This window comes from Pseudomonas sp. GW823-FHT02C02 (genome assembly GCF_058797635.1).
On record NZ_JBXAJV010000020.1, the window covers coordinates 115,966 to 137,336 of the forward strand.

At 59.7% G+C, this 21,371-nt stretch carries 18 protein-coding genes and 1 pseudogene; 12 read left to right on the forward strand and 7 right to left on the reverse strand.

Features of this window, described 5'->3' with window-relative positions; translation table 11 throughout:
- Window positions 1-13 precede the first annotated feature (13 nt).
- The 5 genes from AC1ROI_RS28450 to AC1ROI_RS28470 all read right to left on the reverse strand — a co-directional run bounded on the left by AC1ROI_RS28450 (window position 14) and on the right by AC1ROI_RS28470 (window position 5,677).
- Entirely contained in the window at window positions 14-1,279 is a 1,266-nt protein-coding gene (locus AC1ROI_RS28450) for a hypothetical protein (RefSeq protein ID WP_102599731.1), read from the reverse strand.
- Window positions 1,276-1,764, reverse strand: a complete 489-nt coding sequence (locus tag AC1ROI_RS28455) for a CS1 type fimbrial major subunit (RefSeq protein WP_042933024.1) — start codon at window positions 1,762-1,764, stop codon at window positions 1,276-1,278. The genes AC1ROI_RS28450 and AC1ROI_RS28455 overlap by 4 nt, the downstream gene beginning before the upstream one ends.
- Before the next feature lie 5 nt (window positions 1,765-1,769).
- Window positions 1,770-2,510 (reverse strand): hypothetical protein, encoded by a 741-nt coding sequence (locus AC1ROI_RS28460; RefSeq protein ID WP_010457763.1) that lies wholly within the window; start codon window positions 2,508-2,510, stop codon window positions 1,770-1,772.
- A gap of 38 nt (window positions 2,511-2,548) precedes the next feature.
- Entirely contained in the window at window positions 2,549-5,071 is a 2,523-nt protein-coding gene (locus AC1ROI_RS28465) for a TcfC E-set like domain-containing protein (RefSeq protein WP_077749809.1), read from the reverse strand.
- Window positions 5,072-5,185: 114 nt separating this feature from the next.
- Window positions 5,186-5,677, reverse strand: a complete 492-nt coding sequence (locus AC1ROI_RS28470; protein WP_010457768.1) for a CS1 type fimbrial major subunit — start codon at window positions 5,675-5,677, stop codon at window positions 5,186-5,188.
- A 511-nt stretch (window positions 5,678-6,188) separates the two neighbouring features.
- Between AC1ROI_RS28470 and AC1ROI_RS28475 the strand changes: the two genes are divergently transcribed.
- The gene (locus AC1ROI_RS28475; RefSeq protein WP_010457769.1) at window positions 6,189-6,767 is read left to right on the forward strand and encodes a PadR family transcriptional regulator; all 579 of its coding nucleotides are present in this window, start codon (window positions 6,189-6,191) and stop codon (window positions 6,765-6,767) included.
- The gene (locus AC1ROI_RS28480; protein WP_010457772.1) at window positions 6,764-7,546 is read left to right on the forward strand and encodes a siderophore-interacting protein; all 783 of its coding nucleotides are present in this window, start codon (window positions 6,764-6,766) and stop codon (window positions 7,544-7,546) included. The genes AC1ROI_RS28475 and AC1ROI_RS28480 overlap by 4 nt, the downstream gene beginning before the upstream one ends.
- A 178-nt stretch (window positions 7,547-7,724) precedes the next feature.
- Here AC1ROI_RS28480 and AC1ROI_RS28485 read toward each other — a convergent pair whose 3' ends face one another.
- Both AC1ROI_RS28485 and AC1ROI_RS28490 read right to left on the reverse strand, forming a co-directional pair.
- Window positions 7,725-8,375, reverse strand: coding sequence for a Pr6Pr family membrane protein (locus tag AC1ROI_RS28485; RefSeq protein ID WP_102594189.1), 651 nt, complete (start codon window positions 8,373-8,375; stop codon window positions 7,725-7,727).
- A 2-nt stretch (window positions 8,376-8,377) separates the two neighbouring features.
- Complete coding sequence (locus tag AC1ROI_RS28490) at window positions 8,378-8,608, reverse strand: VF530 family protein (protein ID WP_007903672.1); 231 nt, start codon at window positions 8,606-8,608, stop codon at window positions 8,378-8,380.
- Window positions 8,609-8,891: 283 nt separating this feature from the next.
- Here AC1ROI_RS28490 and AC1ROI_RS28495 point away from each other — a divergent pair, with 283 nt between their 5' ends.
- The 10 genes and pseudogenes from AC1ROI_RS28495 (at window position 8,892) to cmoB (ending at window position 21,274) form a co-directional block, all read left to right on the forward strand.
- The gene (locus tag AC1ROI_RS28495; protein WP_102594190.1) at window positions 8,892-10,274 is read left to right on the forward strand and encodes a carbohydrate porin; all 1,383 of its coding nucleotides are present in this window, start codon (window positions 8,892-8,894) and stop codon (window positions 10,272-10,274) included.
- A gap of 210 nt (window positions 10,275-10,484) precedes the next feature.
- Window positions 10,485-12,896 (forward strand): glucose/quinate/shikimate family membrane-bound PQQ-dependent dehydrogenase, encoded by a 2,412-nt coding sequence (locus tag AC1ROI_RS28500; protein WP_083375822.1) that lies wholly within the window; start codon window positions 10,485-10,487, stop codon window positions 12,894-12,896.
- Window positions 12,897-13,383: 487 nt separating this feature from the next.
- Window positions 13,384-13,761, forward strand: a complete 378-nt coding sequence (locus AC1ROI_RS28505) for a DUF6124 family protein (RefSeq protein WP_102594191.1) — start codon at window positions 13,384-13,386, stop codon at window positions 13,759-13,761.
- A gap of 471 nt (window positions 13,762-14,232) precedes the next feature.
- Entirely contained in the window at window positions 14,233-14,610 is a 378-nt protein-coding gene (locus AC1ROI_RS28510; RefSeq protein WP_102594192.1) for a DUF6124 family protein, read from the forward strand.
- Between the two features lie 669 nt (window positions 14,611-15,279).
- Window positions 15,280-17,697: an endopeptidase La gene (lon, locus tag AC1ROI_RS28515; RefSeq protein WP_010457788.1), complete on the forward strand. Its 2,418-nt coding sequence runs from the start codon at window positions 15,280-15,282 to the stop codon at window positions 17,695-17,697.
- A gap of 158 nt (window positions 17,698-17,855) precedes the next feature.
- Entirely contained in the window at window positions 17,856-18,332 is a 477-nt protein-coding gene (locus AC1ROI_RS28520; protein ID WP_102595876.1) for a hypothetical protein, read from the forward strand.
- 127 nt (window positions 18,333-18,459) lie between these two features.
- Entirely contained in the window at window positions 18,460-18,852 is a 393-nt protein-coding gene (locus AC1ROI_RS28525) for a protease inhibitor I42 family protein (RefSeq protein WP_010457792.1), read from the forward strand.
- A 2-nt stretch (window positions 18,853-18,854) separates the two neighbouring features.
- Window positions 18,855-19,498 (forward strand): annotated as a pseudogene (locus AC1ROI_RS28530) (lysoplasmalogenase).
- Window positions 19,499-19,541: 43 nt separating this feature from the next.
- Window positions 19,542-20,321 carry a carboxy-S-adenosyl-L-methionine synthase CmoA gene (cmoA, locus tag AC1ROI_RS28535; protein WP_154501569.1) on the forward strand — a complete coding sequence of 260 codons (780 nt, stop codon included), beginning with the start codon at window positions 19,542-19,544 and terminating at the stop codon, window positions 20,319-20,321.
- Entirely contained in the window at window positions 20,318-21,274 is a 957-nt protein-coding gene (cmoB, locus tag AC1ROI_RS28540) for a tRNA 5-methoxyuridine(34)/uridine 5-oxyacetic acid(34) synthase CmoB (RefSeq protein WP_010457799.1), read from the forward strand. The genes cmoA and cmoB overlap by 4 nt, the downstream gene beginning before the upstream one ends.
- The last annotated feature ends 97 nt before the right edge of the window (window positions 21,275-21,371 follow it).

Genomic DNA, 21,371 nt, shown 5'->3' on the forward strand with positions numbered 1-21,371 from the left:
TCAGGGGTCACGCTTAACCCACTTCCGAATCCCAAACCACCGTGACAGTGCCCGAGTACGTTCTGGCGACACCGGGCTTGATCATTTCCTCGACCTCATCCTGCGCAATCTCGAAGTGCAACGTGCCCGGTTTGCGATCGACATAAAAGCGCGGCTGGAACAGCTCGGTACCACTGCCGTCGCGCCGTAACAGCCGACGGCTGACCGGTTGATCGGTGGCATCCACCAAGCCATTGGGCAGGGTCACGCTGACGTCGAGCGGCACGACATGGCCTGAAGCCGGGTCGCGCACCGAGCAGCGGTTGCCATCGGTGCTGTACTGGCAGTCCAGGCTCATCTTGAAGCGACTCGATGAAGACACATTGAACGTCTGATCACGAAACAGCCGTGTGGGCTTGCGCCCTTGGGTCAGCCAGGCTTGCCAGCCGCCCTGCGGAACCAGTTCAACGCGATTGCCACCGGGTGGAATCTCGACCTTGAGGGTGTGCCGAACATCCAGAGAGAAGTTGAGGGTCAGTTGGTTGTCACTGGGGATCATGACATCGCCCATGTCGAAGTCCTGACGCGGACCGACGGTGTACGGCATGGTGCCGGTGTATTTGCCCGTCTTCATGGTCAGGGGGTTAGGCGTGCGCAGCTCATAAGCGAACACGAAGTACAGGTAGCGAAAGGAAAGCGGAATATCGAACCTCGCCGTCTTGCTGCACACGCCCACTCCTCTGGCGACTCGCCAGAAACTGTTGTAGCCCGAGGGCCCTGCCGAGTGCCAACCCACACTTGAACAGGGTATAGGCGCATAGGCCCAACCGCCACCTACCCACAAGTCATCCCACCAACCTCCTCCGGTCAGTTCAGTGACAGGGCGGGGAGTTGCGGCTTCGTGCCCGATCCCGCCGATACGAATGGAAAGCACCTCGGTATCACCCGACTCGTGGGTGACCACCACCTCTCTCCAGTCCGAGGGAACGCGGGCCATTCCTCCTTGCCGCGGGTCCGCATGGTTGGCCAGGATTGGCGCATTCGCCGTGAAGGAAATAGGCGCAATAAGGCTGAACAGCTTATAGGGCGCACAGGCCTGTGGAATCTGCCGGCAAAAACCTTCGGACGGGGTCATGTTGACGAACACGTTATTATTCGGATTCGAGGAATCCGGCTCGAATACCGCTTCGATGTCCATCACAGCGGCCTGTATGGGCAGGGCAAACACCGCACACAGCAGGCTGGCCGATGCAGCACCCTTCAACGTCCGGGCTGATCGCTTATTCAATAAATTCATCATTTGGGCAACACCGCGTTGAAGACCATGTTGACGCTTCCAAAATAGTTGCCGGGTTTGTAAACCCCATCGGCGGGTGGCACAGGCAGCACTTCCAGTAAAACCCGCTTGCCCTGCGCGGCGTCGACCAGCGAAACCACCTCGCGGCTTTCCCCCTCGCTCAACAACTTTTCGTTGAACAGCACGCGCAATCCAATGTCATGGGCCTGCGTCCCGTTAGACAAGTAAGGCCGGCCCTCAAGGCGGGCTTCGATGGAACCGGCTTCGCTCTTCACATCGAAATACTTGCGCAAGCCGCCCAGGGTCGAGGTCGTCAGATTCCATGGCAATGACTGTTCGCGGTGAATCCAGCCGGGGTCTGCGGGAATGACGTAGAACGCCTGGCTCGGGATCGTCACGAATACTTCAAAGTGCTGCACTTCGCGGGCCGCGAACGCACCATGGCAGGCCATCGCCGACACCATCAGGACCGTCAGTTGTCTGAACATAGTCATCAGCCCTTCACATCGAGTTTCTTGCGGCTCTCGCCTTCAACCAGGGTGAAGCGGTACTCGCGGCCAGCCTGTTTCTCGAACTCGAAATGGCGGCCGGCCAGAACATGATGCTTGGTGGTCGGCTGGCAGTCCTGGTCGTTCTTGACCGAGCAATCCTTGAACTCATCGATCACCACCACGGTGTTGCCGGTATTGCGAATCCGGTACCTGGCCGCCTCGTTTTCGATCACGCTGGCGTAACGCGGGTCCTTGGGGCGAACGAAAAACACCGCGCCATACCCGGCCAGCACCGTGACCCCGGCGGACAGGGCTTTCCTGTACTGCTCACGCTCCTCGCCGGAGACGGCGAATTCGTCTTCCTTCTCGGGCACCACCGGTATGAAACGCACACGGAAATAGCGCTCTTTATCGCGCTCGCCCATGTACAGCAACCGCGTGCCCTGCATGCCACTGGCGGGCACGATCAGTCGCGCCGGGCTGGCCATCAAGCCATCCCGGGAATTGCCCTCGGCATTGGATTTGAGCGGCACCTCCCGCGACTTGCCATCGGCGTCGTAGAGAATTTCAAGGATGTTGACCTTGACGAAAGCGGTGCTGTCGCCGCCGTTATAGACGCGTTTCAAAAAGGTACTTTTGTCGCCGTCCAGGTAGTCGTAGACCGTGCCGATATTGATGTTCGGCCCGGCGTGTGCCGTCTGGGTGAACAAACAAAAACCAATCAGTGCCAACCGACGTTTCATCGTCATTTACCTCATAAAAAAATGCGGGGTGCCGGGCATCAGCCTGCCGTCGGCGTCTCAAGCGTCAGGTCCGCCAGCGTGTCCGGCGTGCAACGCAAATCACCAATCATCAGCACGTTGTTTTCCGTGTGGCCACGGCTCGGGTCGAGGCGGAACTGGCACAGCAACTGGTTGCCGTGGCGCACTTCCAGGGTCGGTGAACCGGCGTTCATTTCCATGGAGAAGAAGCCGTCCACCTCACTGACCCCGCGACTGGCGTGGTTGATGATGTGATGGCCCTTGAGCGGGTTGCCCTGGGGGTCGATCAGGCGACCGAGGACAGTGAGGGTTCGCATCACGCGAATCTGGCGATAATCCACGCCGCCCTTGTTCAGGTGATAACTGGAACGGGCCGGCTGGATGGTCGCGGCAGGCACGTGATTGCCTTCGAAATCGAAACTGACGGAGCTGCTTTTGTAAGCCGTGATCGGCACAAAATTGCGTCCGGGCTTGAGGACTGCGCTGCCACCGCTCAGATCGTCGGCGCGTAAAGTGATGTCGTCGATGTCTGACTCGACATCGATGATCATGCCCGCGCCATTGCGGTGGTATTGGCTGGTCACGATCATCTTTTGCCCGCCGACCGCCACGGTGCTGTCGAGGTTGAGACCGCCGGTGAGGTCGTTGTTGTAGGACGAGCGCTGGATAAATCCGTCGCCGTTGACCCGGTCCGATTGCATCGTCGCCAGCGCATTCAAACCGAGGCCATAGGTGTCGGTGATGGCCGTGGCGGAAACGCTTTGCAGCAGGTGGTCCTGCAAGTCTTTGCGGTAAGTGATCGAGGCATTGTTATCACGCCCCCCATCGCGATCGGTGCGGGTGCCGATGCTGCCGGAGAGCTGCTCTCCCGGGCCACCCAGCGCCACGCTCACGCTCAGGTCAAGGCCGCGATTTCGATCATTGCCCGAACTGAAGCTGCCCGGCCTGTCGAACAGCGACAGGCGCCAATTGGCGTCGCTGCCGAACAGTTGCGTGCGTTGAGTCCAGCCCAGATCCACGCCGACCCCTTCGGTGTTGCCTTCGCTGTGGGACACCCGGGCATTGACCGAACTTTTGCTGGTGAGGCGATGATTGAGTGACAAGGACGAGTTGCTGGTCTGGCCGATAAATACATTGCGCTGCCGCACGCGCGTGCCGTCGGGCAAGGTGTCGTAGAGCCGCGTGGTGTCGAGCCAGCTGCGGTTATGGCTGGCGACGAGGCTGCCGCTGCCGTAGGAATAAAGCCCCTGCACGTCGAAACCGGTGCCGTAGTCCTGAGTCTTGTAGACGTTGGCGAAGACGCTGGCGTTGTTGACGATGGCCCAATCGACCGACGTGCCGTATTGCAGGGTGTCTTTCACTTGCCGACCCGACAAGCCGAGGATCACCCGCGGGTGCAGCAGGAAGTTGAAGGCGGCGCCGGCAGTCATGTCGCCATCGGCCTGCTCATCCCAGTTGCTGAGCATTTTCGATTCACGCCCGGCAAACAGGTTGTAGCGCCAGCGCTCGTCATGATTGCGCCAGTTGTTGGGTTTGTAGACCAGCTCCTGCGTGCTGGAGGTGATCTGGCCGTCTTCGATCAGCCGCACTTCCACTTCATAGATGCCGCCGGGCAATGGCCGCGTATCGAGGGTCTGCAAACCAGCCGGTATCGCCTGAGTATTGATCAGCAAACCGTCGCGATAGATTTCCACCGAGCCCTGGCGATTGGCCGTGACGTAGATCGGGTAGACCGCCGGTTTCGGGTTATTGATGGCCAGGCTGTCGGAGCTGCCGTACATGACGCCGAGCGCGGTGTCAGGGCTGGCGCCGAAGGAGCGCGGCTGGCGCGTCAGGCCTTCCGAGGTGGGCGTGAACAAGCCCAGGCGCAGGAAGTTGCCTTCCAGTTCACGCTGGGTAAAGAGCTCATGCACGGCGTGATAGAGCTGATTGTCCACACCGCCCAGGCGGGACAACTGCATGTTCACCGCCTGGGTCCAGTTGCCCAGGCTGCTGCTCGCTTCCAGACCGTATCGACCACCGAGGTCCTGGTTCTGGCCGCCATTGAGGTTCAGCTGGTTGCGCACGATCAACCCGGTGCTGCCGTCTTCGGGCTGGTTGTAATAGCGCTGCACCTGATCATCGTGCTCGGCGTTTTCCGTGAGGATCGACACCAGCGAGTTTTCCAGGCTGTAGTGCACGGCCAGCAGTTGTTCGGGGCAATTGGCCTGGCAGGCGCCCAGCACCACGCCATGTTTGAGGTAGTTGGCCCAGATGTCGCGCTCGCTGGCTTTGATCGTGCTATCGCTGACATCGGTGAAGTCAACGAGGGTGATGCGATCGTCGCGGGTCAGCACAACCATCGCCTCACCGAGAAACTGCTGATCAAGTTCCACGCGCACCGCCAGCGGCACATCAAAGAAGTGCTCTTCGAACTCGCTCGGTAATCCCTTGGCTTGCGCAAGCAGACTTCGGGGTGTGTGGCCGTTGTCCGCTGGCGCAGCCAGGGCAGTCGCACAAAAACATAGGGCAAGCGCCGTCGCGATGGGAGTCATCGGGAACATGAACGAAATACTCTGAAGATAAATTCGTTGAAACCCGATCGACAGGCACAACCTCCCTGGCGATCGGTGAACGTTGCCAAGTAAGACAGAACTTACTTACAGCACGCGTTTGCTTCAGATGCGCGGAATGGCATCAAAGATGACGACCGGGTTGGCGGTGTAGATCCCCACCTGGCTGTTGCCCGGCTTCTCTGCGGTAATCACCAGGTCGGCGCGCATGCCGCCGTTGGACTCGGTGTCGCCGACCACTTCCTGAGAATCAGCGGTCAACTCCGTGCCATTGAAGGTATAGGTCAGAGGAATGTTCAAGGCTGGATTACCGTTGAACAGCGGAGTAGGACCGCCCACGACATAAGCGCCGACCGAGCCGTTGGTGTGTTGAATATCATAGGTGCCACGGACTTCCGTCAGGGTGCCGGAGCCGACGAGATACTGCATTTTCTCGTCTTTCCCGAAGTCTTTGTCTACAGGCTGAGCGTGGAAGACCTTGCTCGGAATATCAGCGGTAATGTTGATGGAGGTGCGCGATTCTTCCGCCGCGAACGCCATCGAAGTGCTCAGGGCCAGGAGGGTCATGGGAACGGCGATTGCAAACGTCTTGAACATTATTGAGTACCTGTATTTTTTCAAAGGATTGGGCCGAGGAAAGTCTGGAAAGCCGACATCTCTCCATACGGTGATGGCGATTTCACTTAACTTTCGACGCCGAAGAATGATCGTCCAATCCCTTGAAAAAGTAAGTACGCAACTTCCCAAGAACATGTAGTAACAATGGCGTTCGAACAATAGGAAAAACATTGAAAAAACGCTAACTCGATTGTTTTACCCTCAGAGAAAGACTACACACAGTTCTAACTGAAAAAGCACACAGATACGAACTAGTTGAATTCCGTCAGACGAAGACTACTTATCTTTGCGACAGTGGAATAATTATCAATCGATGAACTTTCATGATTAGTTCAATTGCTCTAAAAGAGCAACCGATACCGCATTCCTCATCGCTGATCGCGTCTGGACCTCCAGCGGTGGCCGAGAACGACCGTTGGTCCAGAACGGTTGCGCCAGCCTAAAGATATATCTTAAGTTGTATCTAAACACGACGAGAGAAGACGCAGAAATGAGAGACCATCATTCCCATCGCGACCACAGCGACAGCCGCGACGGCTTCGAAAAACGCCCAGGCCCCGGCCGTGAACGCGGCGGCCGCGGCCCCCGGGTGTTCGCCCCCGGCGACCTGAAACTGCTGCTGTTGGCGTTGATCGCGGAGCAGCCCTGCCACGGCTATGACCTGATCCGCCAGATCGAAAGCATGTTTGACGGCGCCTACTGCCCCAGCCCCGGTGTGATCTACCCGACCCTGACCTTTCTCGAAGAAAGCGAAATGATCCTGGGCGATGCCGAGGGCGGCAAAAAACGCTACACCATCACCGACGCCGGACGTCTGTCATTGACCGAACAGGCTATTGCGCTGGACGGCGTGCGAATGCGCATCGAGGTCAGCAAGCGCTCATTGCGCGGCCATGATCGTCCGGCCGAGATCCACGAGGCGGTGCACAACTTGCGTCACGCCCTGCAAATGCATCACGGCCGCTGGAGCCCGGAAGAAATCCTGCGGGTTCGCGACCTGCTCAACAACACCGCCAAAGCCATCGTCGATGGCCCTGCCGTTCAACCCGTCCAGGAGAAAGCCGAATGACTGAAGTTGTGCACACCATTCACCGTGTCATGCACGAGATCAAACGCCGTCGTCTGCAAGTGCTGCGGGTGGTTGACCTGACCCCGCGGATGCGTCGGATCACCCTGGGTGGCCCGGAGCTGGCCGGCTTCGTCAGCTTGGGCACGGACGACCACGTCAAACTGCTGTTCCCGCAAAACGCAGCCGAACACGCCGCGCTGGAAACCCTGGTACTCGGTGCCGGCAAAGACAACGGGCCGATGCCGGCGATGCGCGACTACACGCCGCGTCGCTACGACCTCGACACCCTGGAACTGGACATCGATTTTGTCCTGCATGGCGACGGCCCCGCCTCGACCTGGGCCGAGCAGGCCACGCCCGGCCAGTTCCTGCACATCGGCGGGCCGCGTGGCTCGATGATCGTGCCGGACATGTTCGACAGCTATTTGCTGATCGGTGACGAAACCGCCCTGCCCGCCATCGCCCGCCGGCTCGAAGGTCTGGCGGCCAATCGTCGTGCGCTGGTAATTGTGGAAGTGGAGAACGGCGCCGAGCAGCAACGCCTGGAAAGCGCCGCGCAGGTCAATGTGATCTGGGTCTTGCGCGAGGGTGGCAAAGACAACTTGCTGACCACCGTGAAGCAGCTGCAAGTGCCGAGCGGCAACCTGTATGCGTGGGTGGCGACCGAGACCAAGGTGTCACGGCAGATTCGTCGTGTGCTGCTTGATGAGCACGGTTTGAATGAACAATTCGTCAAGGCCGTGGGGTACTGGCGGGCGGAGGGCAGCGACGAGGAGTGACCGAAGGCTGGCAACCTTCCTGTGGCGAGGGAGCTTGCTCCCGCCGGGCTGCAACGCCGCCCAAAATCCGCTCACTCGGTGTACTGGTTAAAACTCGGTTGCAGGTTTTAGCGACGCTTCGCGGCGCGGCGGGAGCAAGCTCCCTCGCCACAAAAGCCCTTCACATCACCCTCAGTATTCACCGACCGCGCCACCGGTCCAATGCGATCATTATCAGAGCAATCACCACAAACCCCGCCAACAATCCACCCGCATTCAAAAACACCTGTGGATAACCCAAGGTGCCGACGTCAATGAACGGATAGGGATAAACCGCCAACTCATGCCCCCTCAGCAATGAATAGGCGAAATACACCAGCGGATAGATCACCCACAACCCGAGATGCCGCAGGCGCAACGTGCCCTTGGGCACGCACCACCACCAATACGCCAGGAACAGCAGCGGCATGACGTCGTGCATCAACTCATCGGCCAGAAACTGCCAGCCTTCGGGATGCCACAAATGGCGCAACAACAGGCTGTACGCCAGACCGACGACCACGATGCTCACGGCAATGGCGCTACTGACCCACGGCTGCAAGAACCAGCGTCGCGCCGCCGACTCACGGGACGTCCATTCGCAGGTCAACACGGTCGCCACCAACGTATTGGTCAGCACGGTGAAATAGCTGAAAAAGCTCAGCAGCCCACCGATCAAGCTCGCTTCCAGTGTCCAGCGCGAGTACAGAATCAGGTACAACTGAATGGCCAGCCCGGCCCAGCCCAGCACAGCGGCCACTGCCACAAAACGACGCCTCGCGGCAGAACCTGGCGTCGACAGAAAGCCCATGTTCAGAGCGGGCGCTTGGTGCGCATCAGCTTCACGTACAAGCGTTCAACCTTCTCCCGCGCCCATGGGGTTTTACGCAGGAAGGTCAGGCTCGACTTGATGCTCGGGTCACTCTTGAAACAGCGGATATCAATGCGCTCGGCCAGCCCCGACCATTCGTAATGTTCCACCAGGGCGTTGAGGATTTGCTCCAGCGTCACGCCGTGCAGCGGGTTGTTGTTCTGTTCGGTCATGCCGGGCCTTTGAGCGATGAAGGGGATTGGAAGCCGCGCACCTTAGCCGAGGGTGTCGCCGGGTGGAAGCGCTCTGTGCGCTCTCTGGTAAATGTAGGTGAACTTGAACCGATCGCTGTCCGGCACTGTTACCGAATACGAAATAATTCATGTCACGAAAAGCGCTTTCTCTATTTGTAACAGAACATTATCCTTGCGCCCGTCAAGCTGAAACGCTTCATCCAGGCGCGACATAGTGCCGCTTTCAGTTCACCCCCCAGAAAAGATCAAGAATTCCTTCTCTATGCCTGATTTCCCAACTCCGCGAGACAGCGCTGTCTGCATCGCTATTGCCAGTCGAAAAGCCCTGAACCTGATCGGTGGTTTCACTGCTTTTGGCCTGGCTACCTGCACCCAGGCCGCGCCCGCCTTCGATAGCGAATCGCCCTGGATGCTCGGCGACTGGAATGGCACGCGCACCGAACTTTCGGAAAAAGGCTACGACTTCAAAGTCGATTACACCGGCGAAATGGGCAGCAATCTGCACGGCGGCTACGACCACGACCGCACCGCACGCTACAGCGACCAGTTCGGTTTCGGCACGCACCTGGACTTGCAGAAAATCCTCGGCTGGGACGACGCTGAATTTCAGCTGACCATCACCGAGCGCAATGGCAACAACATCAGCAACGACCGGATCAACGATCCGCGTGTCGGCGGTTTCACTTCGGCGCAGGAAGTCTGGGGCCGTGGGCAAACCTGGCGCCTGACGCAGATGTGGTACCAGCAGAAATTTTTCGACCAGAAACTCGACATCAAAGTCGGCCGCTTCGGCGAAGGCGAAGACTTCAACAGCTTCCCATGCGACTTCCAGAACCTGGCGTTTTGTGGCTCGCAGGTCGGTAACTGGGTCGGCGGCATCTGGTACAACTGGCCCGTCAGCCAGTGGGCAATGCGGGTGAAATATCACCTGACGCCGGAGCTCTACGCGCAAATCGGCGCGTATGAGCAAAACCCGTCGAACCTTGATCGCGGCAACGGCTTCAAGCTCAGCGGCAGCGGCACCCAGGGCGCGATTCTGCCGGTCGAACTGGTGTGGTCACCAACACTCAACGGCCTGCCGGGCGAATACCGCGCCGGTTATTACTACAGCAACGCCAAGGCCACGGATGCCTACAAGGACAGCAATGGTCAGCCGGCAGCCCTGAGCGGCGAGGCTTACCGCAGCGCATCGAGCAAGCACGGCGTGTGGCTGGGTGTGCAGCAGCAGATCACCAGCCGCGCCAGCGACAATTCGCGCGGCCTGAGCGTGTTCGCCAACGGCACGATGCACGACAAGAAAACCAACGCCATCGACAACTATGTCCAGGCCGGCGTCGTCTACAAAGGCCTGTTCGATGCGCGCGCCAAGGACGACATCGGCTTTGCCCTCGCCCGGGTTCACGTCAACCCGGCCTATCGCAAGAACGCCGAAGCGACCAACCAGGCCCGCGTCGTCCATGACTACGACGATCCCTCGTTCCTGCCGCCTCAGGACACCGAATACAGCGCCGAACTCTATTACGGCGTGCACGTCACGAACTGGCTGACCGTGCGCCCGAACCTGCAATACATCCGCCACCCCGGTGGCGTGGACAAGGTCGATGACGCGCTGATTGGCGGGATAAAAATCACCTCGTCCTTTTAAGACACACACAAAACCTGTGGGAGCGAGCCTGCTCGCGAAGGGCCGTCAGCCTGAACATCAATGCCGACTGTCCCATCGCTTTCGCGAGCAGGCTCGCTCCTGCAGGGAACGCACCAACCGAACCTTTTTTATCTGAACCATGCCCGCACAGGATCGTCATCTACAGTGAACTTGCGCGGGACTACTTGAAACGTCACGGAGAACCACACTATGAGCACTGATGGTGCTTTGAGTCGAAGCCGTCTACTGCCGACCCTGCTCGGCATTCTGCTTCTGCTAATGGGCCTGGCCATGCTGGCCGGCGGGATCAAGCTGAGCCTGCTCGGCGGCTCGTTGTATTACCTGCTGGCCGGTATCGGCCTGACGCTGACCGGCGTGCTGCTGATCCTGGCCCGCCGCGCTGCACTGGGCCTCTACGCACTGGTGCTGTTCGCCAGTACCGTGTGGGCCTTGTGGGAAGTCGGCCTCGATTGGTGGCAACTGGTGCCGCGCCTGGCGATGCTGTTTGCGCTGGGCCTCGTCATGTTGCTGCCGTGGTTCCGCCGTCCGTTGCTGATCACCGGCCCTGCGCCGATGGGCACTGGCGCACTGAGCGTGGCAGTGGTACTCGCGGGCGTTGCCGCACTGGCCAGCCAGTTCACCAACCCGGGTGAAATCAAAGGCGAACTGGACCGCGACAGCGTGCCCGGCATGACCAACACCGCCCCGGCCATGCCCGACGGTGACTGGAATTCCTACGGTCGCAGCGCTCATGGTGATCGTTACTCTCCACTGGCGCAGATCACCCCGCAGAACGTGAACAAGCTCGTTCCCGCCTGGACCTATCGCACTGGCGACCTGCCAGGGCCGAACGATCCGGGTGAAACCACCGCCGAAAACACCCCGCTGAAAGTCAACGGCATGCTCTACGTGTGCACGCCGCACAGCCAGGTGATCGCGCTGGACCCGGACACCGGCAAGGAAATCTGGCGTTTCGATCCGAAGCTCTCCACGCAAAACGCGGCGAACTTCAAGGGTTGGGCGCACATGACATGCCGTGGCGTGACCTATCACGATGACGCCGTCTACGCGTCCGAGCAAAGCCCGACCGGCACCGCCAGCCCTGCGCCGGTCAGCACCGTCTGCCCACGCCGGATCTTCCTGCCGACCGCCGACACCCGCCTGATCGCCCTCGACGCCGACACCGGCAAGATGTGCGAAGACTTCGGCGACAAAGGCCAGGTCGACTTGACTGCCAACATCGGCGGCTTCAATGCCGGCGGTTACTACTCCACCTCGCCTCCAGCGGTCACTAAAGACCTGGTGGTGATCGGCGGCCACGTCACCGACAACGTTTCTACCGACGAACCCAGCGGCGTCATCCGCGCGTTCGACGTGCACACCGGCAAACTGGTGTGGAACTGGGACAGCGGTAACCCGGACGACACCACGCCGATTGCCGAAGGCCAGGTCTACACGCGCAACTCGCCGAACATGTGGTCCATGTTCGCCGTCGACGAAAAGCTCGGCATGCTTTACCTGCCGATGGGCAACCAGACCCCGGACCAGTTCGGTGGCGATCGCACCCCTGAGTCGGAACTGCACGCCGCCGGCCTGACCGCCCTCGACATCGCGACCGGCCAGGTGCGCTGGCACATGCAGTTCACCCACCATGACCTGTGGGACATGGACGTCGGTGGCCAGCCTACCCTGATGGACCTGAAAACCGCTGACGGTGTGAAGCCAGCGGTACTCGCTTCGACCAAGCAAGGCAGCATTTACGTGCTGGACCGCAGCACCGGCAAGCCGATTGTGCCGATCAACGAAGTGCCGGTGCCCCAAGGCGCTGTCGCTGGTGATCACACCTCGCCGACCCAACCCAAATCCGACCTCAACCTGATGCCGCCGCCGCTGCAAGAGCGCGACATGTGGGGCGTGACCCCGTTCGACCAACTGATCTGCCGGATCGACTTCAAATCCATGCGCTACGACGGCCCGTTCACGCCGCCATCGTTGCAGGGATCGATCGTTTATCCCGGCAACTTCGGCGTGTTCGACTGGGGCGGCATCGCGGTTGACCCGGTGCGTCAGATCGCTTTCGTGAACCCGAGCTACATGGCGTTCAAATCGAAAATGATCCCGGCCGCCGAAATCGCCGCCCAAGGCCCGCGTAAAAGCGAAACCGAAGGCGTGCAGCCGAACAAAGGCGCGCCTTACGGCGTCGTCCTCGAAGCCCTGCTCTCGCCAATGGGCCTGCCGTGCCAGGCGCCGGCCTGGGGTTATGTGGCCGCGGTCGACCTGACCACCCAAAAAACCATCTGGAAACACAAAAACGGCACCGTGCGCGACAGCTCACCGGTTCCGATCCCGCTGAGCATGGGCGTGCCTAGCCTGGGCGGCACCTTCACCACCGCTGGCGGCGTTGGCTTCCTGAGCGGCACCCTCGACCAGTACCTGCGCGCCTACGACGTGAAAAACGGCAAGCAGCTGTGGGAAGGCCGCCTGCCTGCCGGCGCACAAACCACGCCAATGACCTACACCGGCAAGGACGGCAAGCAATACGTGCTCGTCGTTGCGGGCGGTCATGGGTCGCTGGGCACCAAGCAAGGTGACTATGTGATTGCGTACAAACTGTCCGAATAAGGTTTAGCGGCGGTTAAAGGAAAGGCGACTCCTGCGAGGGGGTCGCCTTTTTTTTGCATCGCTGCACATCAAAATGTAGGAGTGAGCCTGCTCGCGATAGCGGGCTGTCAGCCACCCAGGATGTTGAATGTTAAACAGCTATCGCGAGCAGGCTCGCTCCCACATTGGGTCGTGTCGGGCCTGAATATTTTTTCCAACGCCCTACAACCGTTGCTGTTCTGGCGGAGGATTCCGACAAGTTCTATCGGTTGGCGTGTCAGAAGCCCGTTCGATAGGCTTTCGGGGTCGCTGCAAATTCAGCGGCCGGGTTTGGTCGCCCGGGTTTAGAATGGCGCACTTTTCGTGCTTGCTTCATGGCGAGCTGTGCGTGGGAGGGCTCCGGCCCTGCCGGGTTCCATTCCCTGGTCGACCAACCTGCGTATGGTTCGCCACCCAACTGCTTGGTCGCAGTCGTGGCGAACTTCCAGTCCCCGAATGGAGCTTCACCATGCTCAAAGAAAACCCGAATCCCCCGCAAAACGACGACGTTTCCCCCTACAAATCCCTCGACTCCAAAAAACTCCGCGATGCCGCCGAGCGCGCATTGGATCACTACCTCAACCCCGCCGCCCTCAAATCCCCTGCTAACCGCAAACCCAGCACGATGTTTTTGATTGCTCCGGATATCAAGGACGAAGAGCTGCTCGCCCACACCTGCGAGTCATTGGCCCAGGCCAGCGTGATGGCGAGTGATTTCGCGGACTATCTGGAAGGCCCGCACCGGCACAAGGCGATGGCGATTCAGCAGATCGTGATGCTGGCGGAACTGGCGGCGAACCGGATGCTCGATAACGTCGCCGTACCCAAACCTGCGCCACACTGCTGATCCCCGGTGTGAACTGTTTCCCTGTGGGAGCGAGCCTGCTCGCGAAAGCGGTGAGTCAGACGACTTCAATGTCGAATGTTAAACAGCCTTCGCGAGCAGGCTCGCTCCCACATTGGGTCGTGTCGGGCCTGAATTTTTTTGCCAGCGTCCTACAGCCGTGACTTTTATGGAGGAGGATTCCGACAAGTTCTGGCGGTTGTCTTGTCGGAAGCCAGGGGGATAGGCTTTCGGAGTCGCTGCACATCAGCGACCGGGCGTCGCGGCCTGAATCAGCTTACTTGGTGCATAATCACCCGCCTCAACCGACCAGCCTTCTGTGCGTGTCGTTTGGTCTTATGGTGGCTGTGCGCGGGATACCCTCGGGTATGCCGGGTTTCCAAGTAGCTCGGTCCGCGAACCTGCGTACAGCTGCCACCTACCATCGCGTCGCGGCGATCAGTGGCGGCTCCATTACTTACTTGGAGCTTCACCATGTTCAAAGAAACCCCGAATCCCCCGCAAACCGACGACGTTTCCCCCTACGAATCCCTCGACTCCAAAAAACTCCACGATGCCGCCGAGCGCGCATTGGATCACTACCTCAACCCAGCAGCCCTCAAATCCCCTGCTACCCGCAAACCCAGCACGATGTTTTTGATTGCTCCGGATATCAAGGACGAAGACCTGCTGGCCCACACCTGCGAGTCATTGGCCCAGGCCAGCGTGATGGCGAGTGATTTCGCGGACTATCTGGAAGGCCCGCATCGGCACAAGGCAATGGCGATTCAGCAGATCGTGATGCTGGCGGAACTGGCGGCGAACCGGATGCTCGATAACGTCGCCATCACAAAACCTGCGCCACACTGCTGATCCCCTGTAGGAGCGAGGCTTGCCCGCGATGGCGGTGTGTCATTCAACATCAATGTCGTCTGACACTCCGCCATCGCGAGCAGGCTCACTCCTACAGTGGAATGTGGGTATCTGCAAGAGATTGGTCGGCTGTCAGGCCGCCTTCGCGGGCAAGCCTCGCTCCTACAAGAATTCAGCGTACAGCTTTTGATTCTCACCACTCATCAGGCCGAGCGTTAGCTCGCCTGCAGCTCTTGATCTTGATCCACCCGCCCCTTCGGGAGGCTGAGTGGAGGTGTTCATCCGGGGAGTGGCGCGTAGCGCCGTTCGACGCAGTCGAACACGCTGCATGTAGGTCGTCGCGAAGCAGACCGGAGGGCAGTGTCCCCGGATGGATACCGGAGCGAAGGTACGCCGAGCCTTAGCGAGGGGCCGGACGCTTGGGGCGAGACTTTTTGGTTCCTTTTGTGGCGTTTGACAAAAGGGACTCGCCGTAAGGGCGAAACCATAAGTGGCCGTTGCCGCAGAAACGGATATGTACCCAACCCCCAAGAACATGGTCGGCCCAAAGGCCGCCAAGTCAAAAGCACCTGTCCAAACCCTGAACACACACCCAGAAATATCCTGCCCCATTGAAACCACCCCCCACCTGCCCCATCTAAGACCCATACCCCATTGCGCAGGTGCCCCATGAGCGACCAGCAAGAATTCCCTGAAGACCCGAGCGAATACGCCGACCCAGAGAACGCCGAACACCATTCCACCGGCAAAGGCCTCGCCCTGCCCGGCCAGAACCTGCCGGACAAGGTCTACATCATCCCGATCCACAACCGCCCGTTCTTCCCGGCCCAAGTGCTGCCGGTCATCGTCAATGAAGAACCGTGGGCTGAAACGCTGGATCTTGTGAGTAAATCCGATCACCACTCCCTGGCCCTGTTCTACATGGACACGCCCCAGGAAGATCCGCGCCATTTCGACACCTCGGCCCTGCCGCTGTACGGCACCCTGGTCAAGGTGCACCACGCCAGTCGCGAAAACGGCAAACTGCAATTCGTCGCCCAAGGCCTGACCCGCGTGCGCATCCGCACCTGGCTCAAACACCATCGCCCGCCGTATCTGGTGGAAGTCGAATACCCGCACCAGCCCACCGAGCCGACCGACGAGGTCAAGGCCTACGGCATGGCGCTGATCAACGCGATCAAGGAACTGCTGCCACTCAACCCGCTGTACAGCGAAGAGCTGAAAAACTACCTCAACCGCTTCAGCCCCAACGATCCGTCGCCGCTGACCGACTTCGCCGCCGCCCTGACCTCGGCCACCGGCAGCGAGCTGCAAGAAGTGCTCGACTGCGTGCCTATGCTCAAGCGCATGGAAAAAGTCCTGCCGATGCTGCGCAAGGAAGTCGAAGTTGCGCGGCTGCAGAAAGAGATTTCCGCCGAAGTTAACCGCAAGATCGGCGAGCATCAGCGCGAGTTCTTCCTCAAGGAACAACTCAAGGTCATCCAGCAAGAGCTGGGGCTGACCAAAGACGACCGCAGCGCCGACATCGAACAGTTCGAGCAGCGCCTGGAAGGCAAGGTGCTGTCGAGCCAGGCGCAGAAACGCATCGAAGAGGAAATGAACAAGCTGTCGATCCTCGAAACCGGCTCGCCGGAGTACGCGGTCACCCGCAACTACCTCGACTGGGCGACTTCGGTGCCGTGGGGTGTGTACGGCGAGGACAAACTCGACCTCAAGCACGCGCGCAAGGTGCTGGACAAACACCACGCCGGCCTCGACGACATCAAGGACCGCATCCTCGAATTCCTTGCGGTCGGTGCTTATAAAGGCGAGATCAGCGGTTCCATCGTCTTGCTGGTCGGCCCGCCGGGCGTGGGTAAAACCAGTGTCGGCAAATCCATCGCCGAATCCCTCGGCCGGCCGTTCTACCGCTTCAGCCTCGGCGGCATGCGCGACGAAGCCGAGATCAAGGGCCACCGCCGCACCTACATCGGCGCGCAACCGGGCAAACTCGTGCAAGCGTTGAAAGACGTCGAAGTGATGAACCCGGTGATCATGCTCGACGAAATCGACAAGATGGGCCAAAGCTACCAGGGCGACCCGGCCTCGGCGCTGCTGGAAACGCTGGACCCGGAACAGAACGTCGAATTTCTCGACCACTATCTCGACCTGCGGATGGACCTGTCGAAAGTGCTGTTCATCTGCACCGCCAACACCCTGGATTCGATTCCCGGCCCATTGCTGGACCGGATGGAAGTGATTCGCCTGTCGGGTTACATCACCGAAGAAAAAATCGCCATCGCCAAGCGTCACCTGTGGCCCAAGCAGCTGGAAAAGGCCGGCGTGTCCAAAGGCAGCTTGAGCATCAGCGACAGCGCGCTCAAAGCCCTGATCGATGGTTACGCCCGCGAAGCCGGGGTGCGCCACTTGGAAAAACAACTGGGCAAACTGGTGCGCAAAGCCGTGGTGAAGTTGATCGACGAGCCGAAAGCGGTGATCAAAATCGGGCCGAAAGACCTGGAAGCCTCGCTCGGCCATCCGGTGTTCCGCAACGAGCAAGTGCTGTCCGGCACCGGCGTGATCACCGGCCTGGCCTGGACCAGCATGGGCGGCGCGACGTTGCCGATCGAAGCCACGCGCATTCACACGCTCAACCGTGGCTTCAAACTCACCGGGCAACTGGGCGACGTGATGAAAGAGTCGGCGGAAATCGCCTACAGCTATGTCAGCTCGAATCTGAAGTCGTTTGGCGGTGATCCGAAATTCTTCGACGAAGCCTTCGTCCACCTGCACGTCCCGGAAGGCGCCACCCCGAAAGACGGCCCGAGCGCCGGCGTGACCATGGCCAGCGCCCTGCTCTCGCTCGCCCGAAACCAGGCGCCGAAAAAAGGCATCGCCATGACCGGCGAACTCACGCTGACCGGGCATGTACTACCGATTGGCGGGGTGCGTGAGAAGGTGATTGCGGCGCGGCGCCAGAAAATCTTCGAATTGATCCTGCCGGAGCCGAACCGTGGCAGCTTTGACGAACTGCCGGACTACCTGAAGGAAGGGATTACCGTGCACTTTGCCAAGCGCTTTGCGGATGTGGCGAAGATTTTGTTCTGAATGAATGTTCGCCATCATGCCTGCACTGCAGGTGTGCTGGCGAACCACTCTTATTCCTAATAAAGCTAAGTAACTGTCAGACATGACAGTTACCTCCTATTGAATTGATCGCCAAACTTCCCACTCGAGAATGGCTCATCATCAAAAGGAATTAGCACATGACCACAGATAAAATCAGCCCCTCTACCGAAGAACTATTCGCATTGGATGGCAACATGACGTTCATGGGGCCCGGTCGGCTTGAGTTCAGATCGAATGATCTGGAGATTCGACTTTTAATCCTGAACGAAACGACGATTGGTTTTTATCAGAACCGGAACCGTCCTGCCGAAAAGCACCTGTCGTTTACTTTCAGCAAAGACATTAAAAGTGGCACTCACGAACTTGCGCAAGCGGGCCCCTTCCTCGCGGCGAATTTCCATGAAGTGCTTAACAATCAACTGGGCATGCAATCCCCCGAGCATTACAAAGCAACCAACGGCACGGTAAACCTGGTTCTTTTGGACAACTCACCTGATCAAACCAGTCATATTGTCACTGGTTTCAATCTAACTCTGGAGTCGTCGACTACCGGTAAAAGCATTGATCTTTCCGGAGAATTTCAAAGCCACATGACTTACACCACGGCGAAATAGGCCTGACTGCACCTCTACGGGCGCTGAACAGGTACCAGAAGATCGCGCCCGTAGTCCCTTCCGTCACAATTTGTCTCATCTTCAGTTATGCTCGCCGTTCGTCGTGAATGCCGGAGCCACTGACCTTATGTCCCCCACTCGCCTGTTTGTCCCCCTCGCCCTCACCTTGCTGGCCGCTTGCGCCACGCAACCGAAACAGAACGTGACCGTGGAAAAACAAGGCGAATGCCCGGTGCAAATGCACAATGGACAGAACCTCATCCTGACCCTGCCAAGCAACCCGACCACGGGTTATCGCTGGTCGATCCAGGATTCGGCTGGTGGCGTGCTGCATGCGCTCAGCCCCGAGGTGTACAGCAACCCGGAAGACGCCGGGATCGTCGGCAGCGCCGGTATTTCGACCTGGCGCTTCCAGGCATTTGCCACCGGTACAGGCCGCTTGCGCCTGACCTACTCACAGCCATGGGCCCCGGAAGTGCCGGCCGTGAAAACCTTCGATTGCGCGATTGCGGTTAACTGATCGTGGGCTGGCTGATTCTGGCGCTGATGGGCGCAGTGACCTTTCTGTATGGCTTGAGCGTGCACGCTGCGCTGCTGTGCCTGCTGGTCAAACCGTTGCCGGTCTTGGCGCTGCTCGGCTGGCTGCACGACGCACCGCCCACTGAGTATCGGCGCTGGATCAGCCTTGGATTGATTTTTTCCCTGCTCGGCGATGTGTTGCTGGCGTGGCCGGGGGATTTGTTTGTGTTTGGCCTTGGGGCATTTCTGGTCGCCCACCTGGCGTATCTGAAAGCTTACTTGAGCGATTGCCGGCGGTTGGCGTTGTTGCCCTTGGTGATTGCCTTGGGAGTTGGCGCGGTTCTGTTGGGGATTTTGATTTCCCACGGACTGGGCCCACTGTTGATTCCGGTGATCGTCTACGGCTTGGCCATCAGTGCGATGCTCTGGCGGGCGCTGGCCCGGCTCGGGACCGACGTGCCAAAACGCTCGGCGCTGCTGGCGGCGGGTGGCGCGGTGGCGCGGTGGCGTTTGTATTTTCCGATAGCGTGATTGGCATCAGTCGCTTTGCTGTGCCATTCAATGCGGCGCCCTACGTGATCATTCTCAGTTACTGGCTGGGGCAATGGGGGATTGCGGCGTCTGCGTTTGGACCGAAACCGCGTTGAATTCGTCAGACAACCCGCGCATCCCCCCGTCAATTTGGCTAAAATGCCGGCCTTTTCCACCTACGCCGCTGGAACCGCCGTGAGCAAAGAACCCGATCGCCTTTTCGCCCAGCCTTTGGCCCAGGTGCCCGACTTCGCCTTTAACGAGGACGTGGTGCGGGTGTTCCCGGACATGATCAAGCGCTCGGTGCCGGGTTATCCGACCATCGTCGAGAACCTCGGCGTGCTCGCCGCGCAATTCGCCCAGCCCAACAGCGTGCTCTACGACCTCGGCTCGTCCCTGGGCGCCGTGACTCAAGCATTGCGCCGCCACGTGCGCACCGACGGTTGCCGAGTGATCGCTGTGGATAACTCCGCCGCGATGGTCGAGCGCTGCCGTGAATACCTCAACGGTCAAGACTCGATGTTCCAGGAGTTGCTGCCCGTGGAAGTGATCGAAGGTGACATCCTCGCCCTCGAATTCCAGCCCGCCTCGGTGGTGGCACTGAACTTCACTCTGCAATTCATCGCCCCGGACCAGCGCACCGCGTTGCTTTCGCGCATCCGCCAATCGCTGCTGCCTGGCGGTGCGTTGATCCTCTCGGAGAAGCTGCGCTTCAACGACCTCGAAGAACATGCGTTGCTCACTGATTTGCACGTCGCGTTCAAACGCGCCAACGGCTACAGCGAACTGGAAATCGCCCAGAAGCGCAGCGCCATCGAAAACGTCATGAAGCCCGACAGCCTCGAAGAACACCGCGAGCGCCTGTTGGCGGCCGGTTTCTCGAAAGTCGTGCCGTGGTTCCAGTGTCTTAACTTTGCCTCGTTGATTGCCTTGCCATGATTGATCTGTCCCCCCTCGCCCGCCGTCTGGCCGGCACGCCGCTGGCCGAATGGGCCAACACCCTGCAAGCGCAACTCGACAAGAAAATGGAAAAGGGCCACGGCGACCTGGAGCGCTGGCAAAGTGCGCTGGATGCGTTGCCGAAGATTCAGCCGAGTGAAGTCGACTTGTTGAACGGTCTGACACTGGACACCGATTGCGACCCTGAGACCCGCGCGCAAATGCGCACCGCGTTGATGGGGTTGTCGCCATGGCGCAAAGGACCGTTTGACCTGTTTGGTGTGCACGTCGACACGGAATGGCGTTCGGACTGGAAATGGTCTCGGGTCGCGCCGCACCTGGACCTCAAGGGCAAACGCATCCTCGATGTGGGGTGCGGCAATGGTTATTACATGTGGCGCATGCTCGGTGCTGGCGCCGACAGCGTGATCGGCGTCGACCCTAACTGGCTGTTCTTCTGCCAGTTCCAGGCGGTGCAGCGTTACTTGTCAGAACCCAATGCCTGGCACCTGCCGTTCCCTTTCGAAGACCTGCCACCGAACATGGAAGGCTTCGACACGGTATTTTCCATGGGCGTGTTCTACCACCGCCGTTCACCGATCGAACATTTGCTGGCGCTGAAGGATTGCCTGGTCAAGGGAGGTGAACTGGTGCTGGAGACGTTGGTGATCGAAGGCGATCAACAGCAGGTGCTGGTGCCGGAAGACCGATATGCGCAGATGCGCAACGTGTGGTTCCTGCCGTCGGTGCCGGCGCTGGAGTTGTGGTTGCGACGTGCCGGGTTTACGGACGTTCGCTGCGTTGACGTCAGCGTGACCACGGTCGAGGAACAGCGCGGGACGGAGTGGATGAAGTATCAGTCGTTGAGTGACTTCCTGGATCCGGACGATCACAGCAAAACGATTGAAGGACTGCCGGCGCCGATGCGTGCCGTCATCGTGGCCCGTAAGTAAATCTATCAAACACCGCATAACCCTGTAGGAGTGGGGGGGGGGGGGGGGGGGGGGGGGGGGGGGGGGGGGGGGGGGGGGGGGGGGGGGGGGGGGGGGG

Coding starts and splice junctions, on each gene's coding strand:
- AC1ROI_RS28450 (WP_102599731.1), bottom strand. CDS start 1,279: ATGATGAATTTATTGAATAAGCGATCAGCCCGGACGTTGAAGGGTGCT.
- AC1ROI_RS28475 (WP_010457769.1), top strand. CDS start 6,189: ATGAGAGACCATCATTCCCATCGCGACCACAGCGACAGCCGCGACGGC.
- AC1ROI_RS28480 (WP_010457772.1), top strand. CDS start 6,764: ATGACTGAAGTTGTGCACACCATTCACCGTGTCATGCACGAGATCAAA.
- AC1ROI_RS28525 (WP_010457792.1), top strand. CDS start 18,460: ATGTCCCCCACTCGCCTGTTTGTCCCCCTCGCCCTCACCTTGCTGGCC.
- AC1ROI_RS28460 (WP_010457763.1), bottom strand. CDS start 2,510: ATGAAACGTCGGTTGGCACTGATTGGTTTTTGTTTGTTCACCCAGACG.
- AC1ROI_RS28490 (WP_007903672.1), bottom strand. CDS start 8,608: ATGACCGAACAGAACAACAACCCGCTGCACGGCGTGACGCTGGAGCAA.
- lon (WP_010457788.1), top strand. CDS start 15,280: ATGAGCGACCAGCAAGAATTCCCTGAAGACCCGAGCGAATACGCCGAC.
- AC1ROI_RS28500 (WP_083375822.1), top strand. CDS start 10,485: ATGAGCACTGATGGTGCTTTGAGTCGAAGCCGTCTACTGCCGACCCTG.
- AC1ROI_RS28455 (WP_042933024.1), bottom strand. CDS start 1,764: ATGTTCAGACAACTGACGGTCCTGATGGTGTCGGCGATGGCCTGCCAT.
- AC1ROI_RS28495 (WP_102594190.1), top strand. CDS start 8,892: ATGCCTGATTTCCCAACTCCGCGAGACAGCGCTGTCTGCATCGCTATT.
- AC1ROI_RS28470 (WP_010457768.1), bottom strand. CDS start 5,677: ATGTTCAAGACGTTTGCAATCGCCGTTCCCATGACCCTCCTGGCCCTG.
- cmoA (WP_154501569.1), top strand. CDS start 19,542: ATGCCGGCCTTTTCCACCTACGCCGCTGGAACCGCCGTGAGCAAAGAA.
- AC1ROI_RS28510 (WP_102594192.1), top strand. CDS start 14,233: ATGTTCAAAGAAACCCCGAATCCCCCGCAAACCGACGACGTTTCCCCC.
- AC1ROI_RS28505 (WP_102594191.1), top strand. CDS start 13,384: ATGCTCAAAGAAAACCCGAATCCCCCGCAAAACGACGACGTTTCCCCC.
- AC1ROI_RS28485 (WP_102594189.1), bottom strand. CDS start 8,375: ATGGGCTTTCTGTCGACGCCAGGTTCTGCCGCGAGGCGTCGTTTTGTG.
- cmoB (WP_010457799.1), top strand. CDS start 20,318: ATGATTGATCTGTCCCCCCTCGCCCGCCGTCTGGCCGGCACGCCGCTG.
- AC1ROI_RS28465 (WP_077749809.1), bottom strand. CDS start 5,071: ATGTTCCCGATGACTCCCATCGCGACGGCGCTTGCCCTATGTTTTTGT.
- AC1ROI_RS28520 (WP_102595876.1), top strand. CDS start 17,856: ATGACCACAGATAAAATCAGCCCCTCTACCGAAGAACTATTCGCATTG.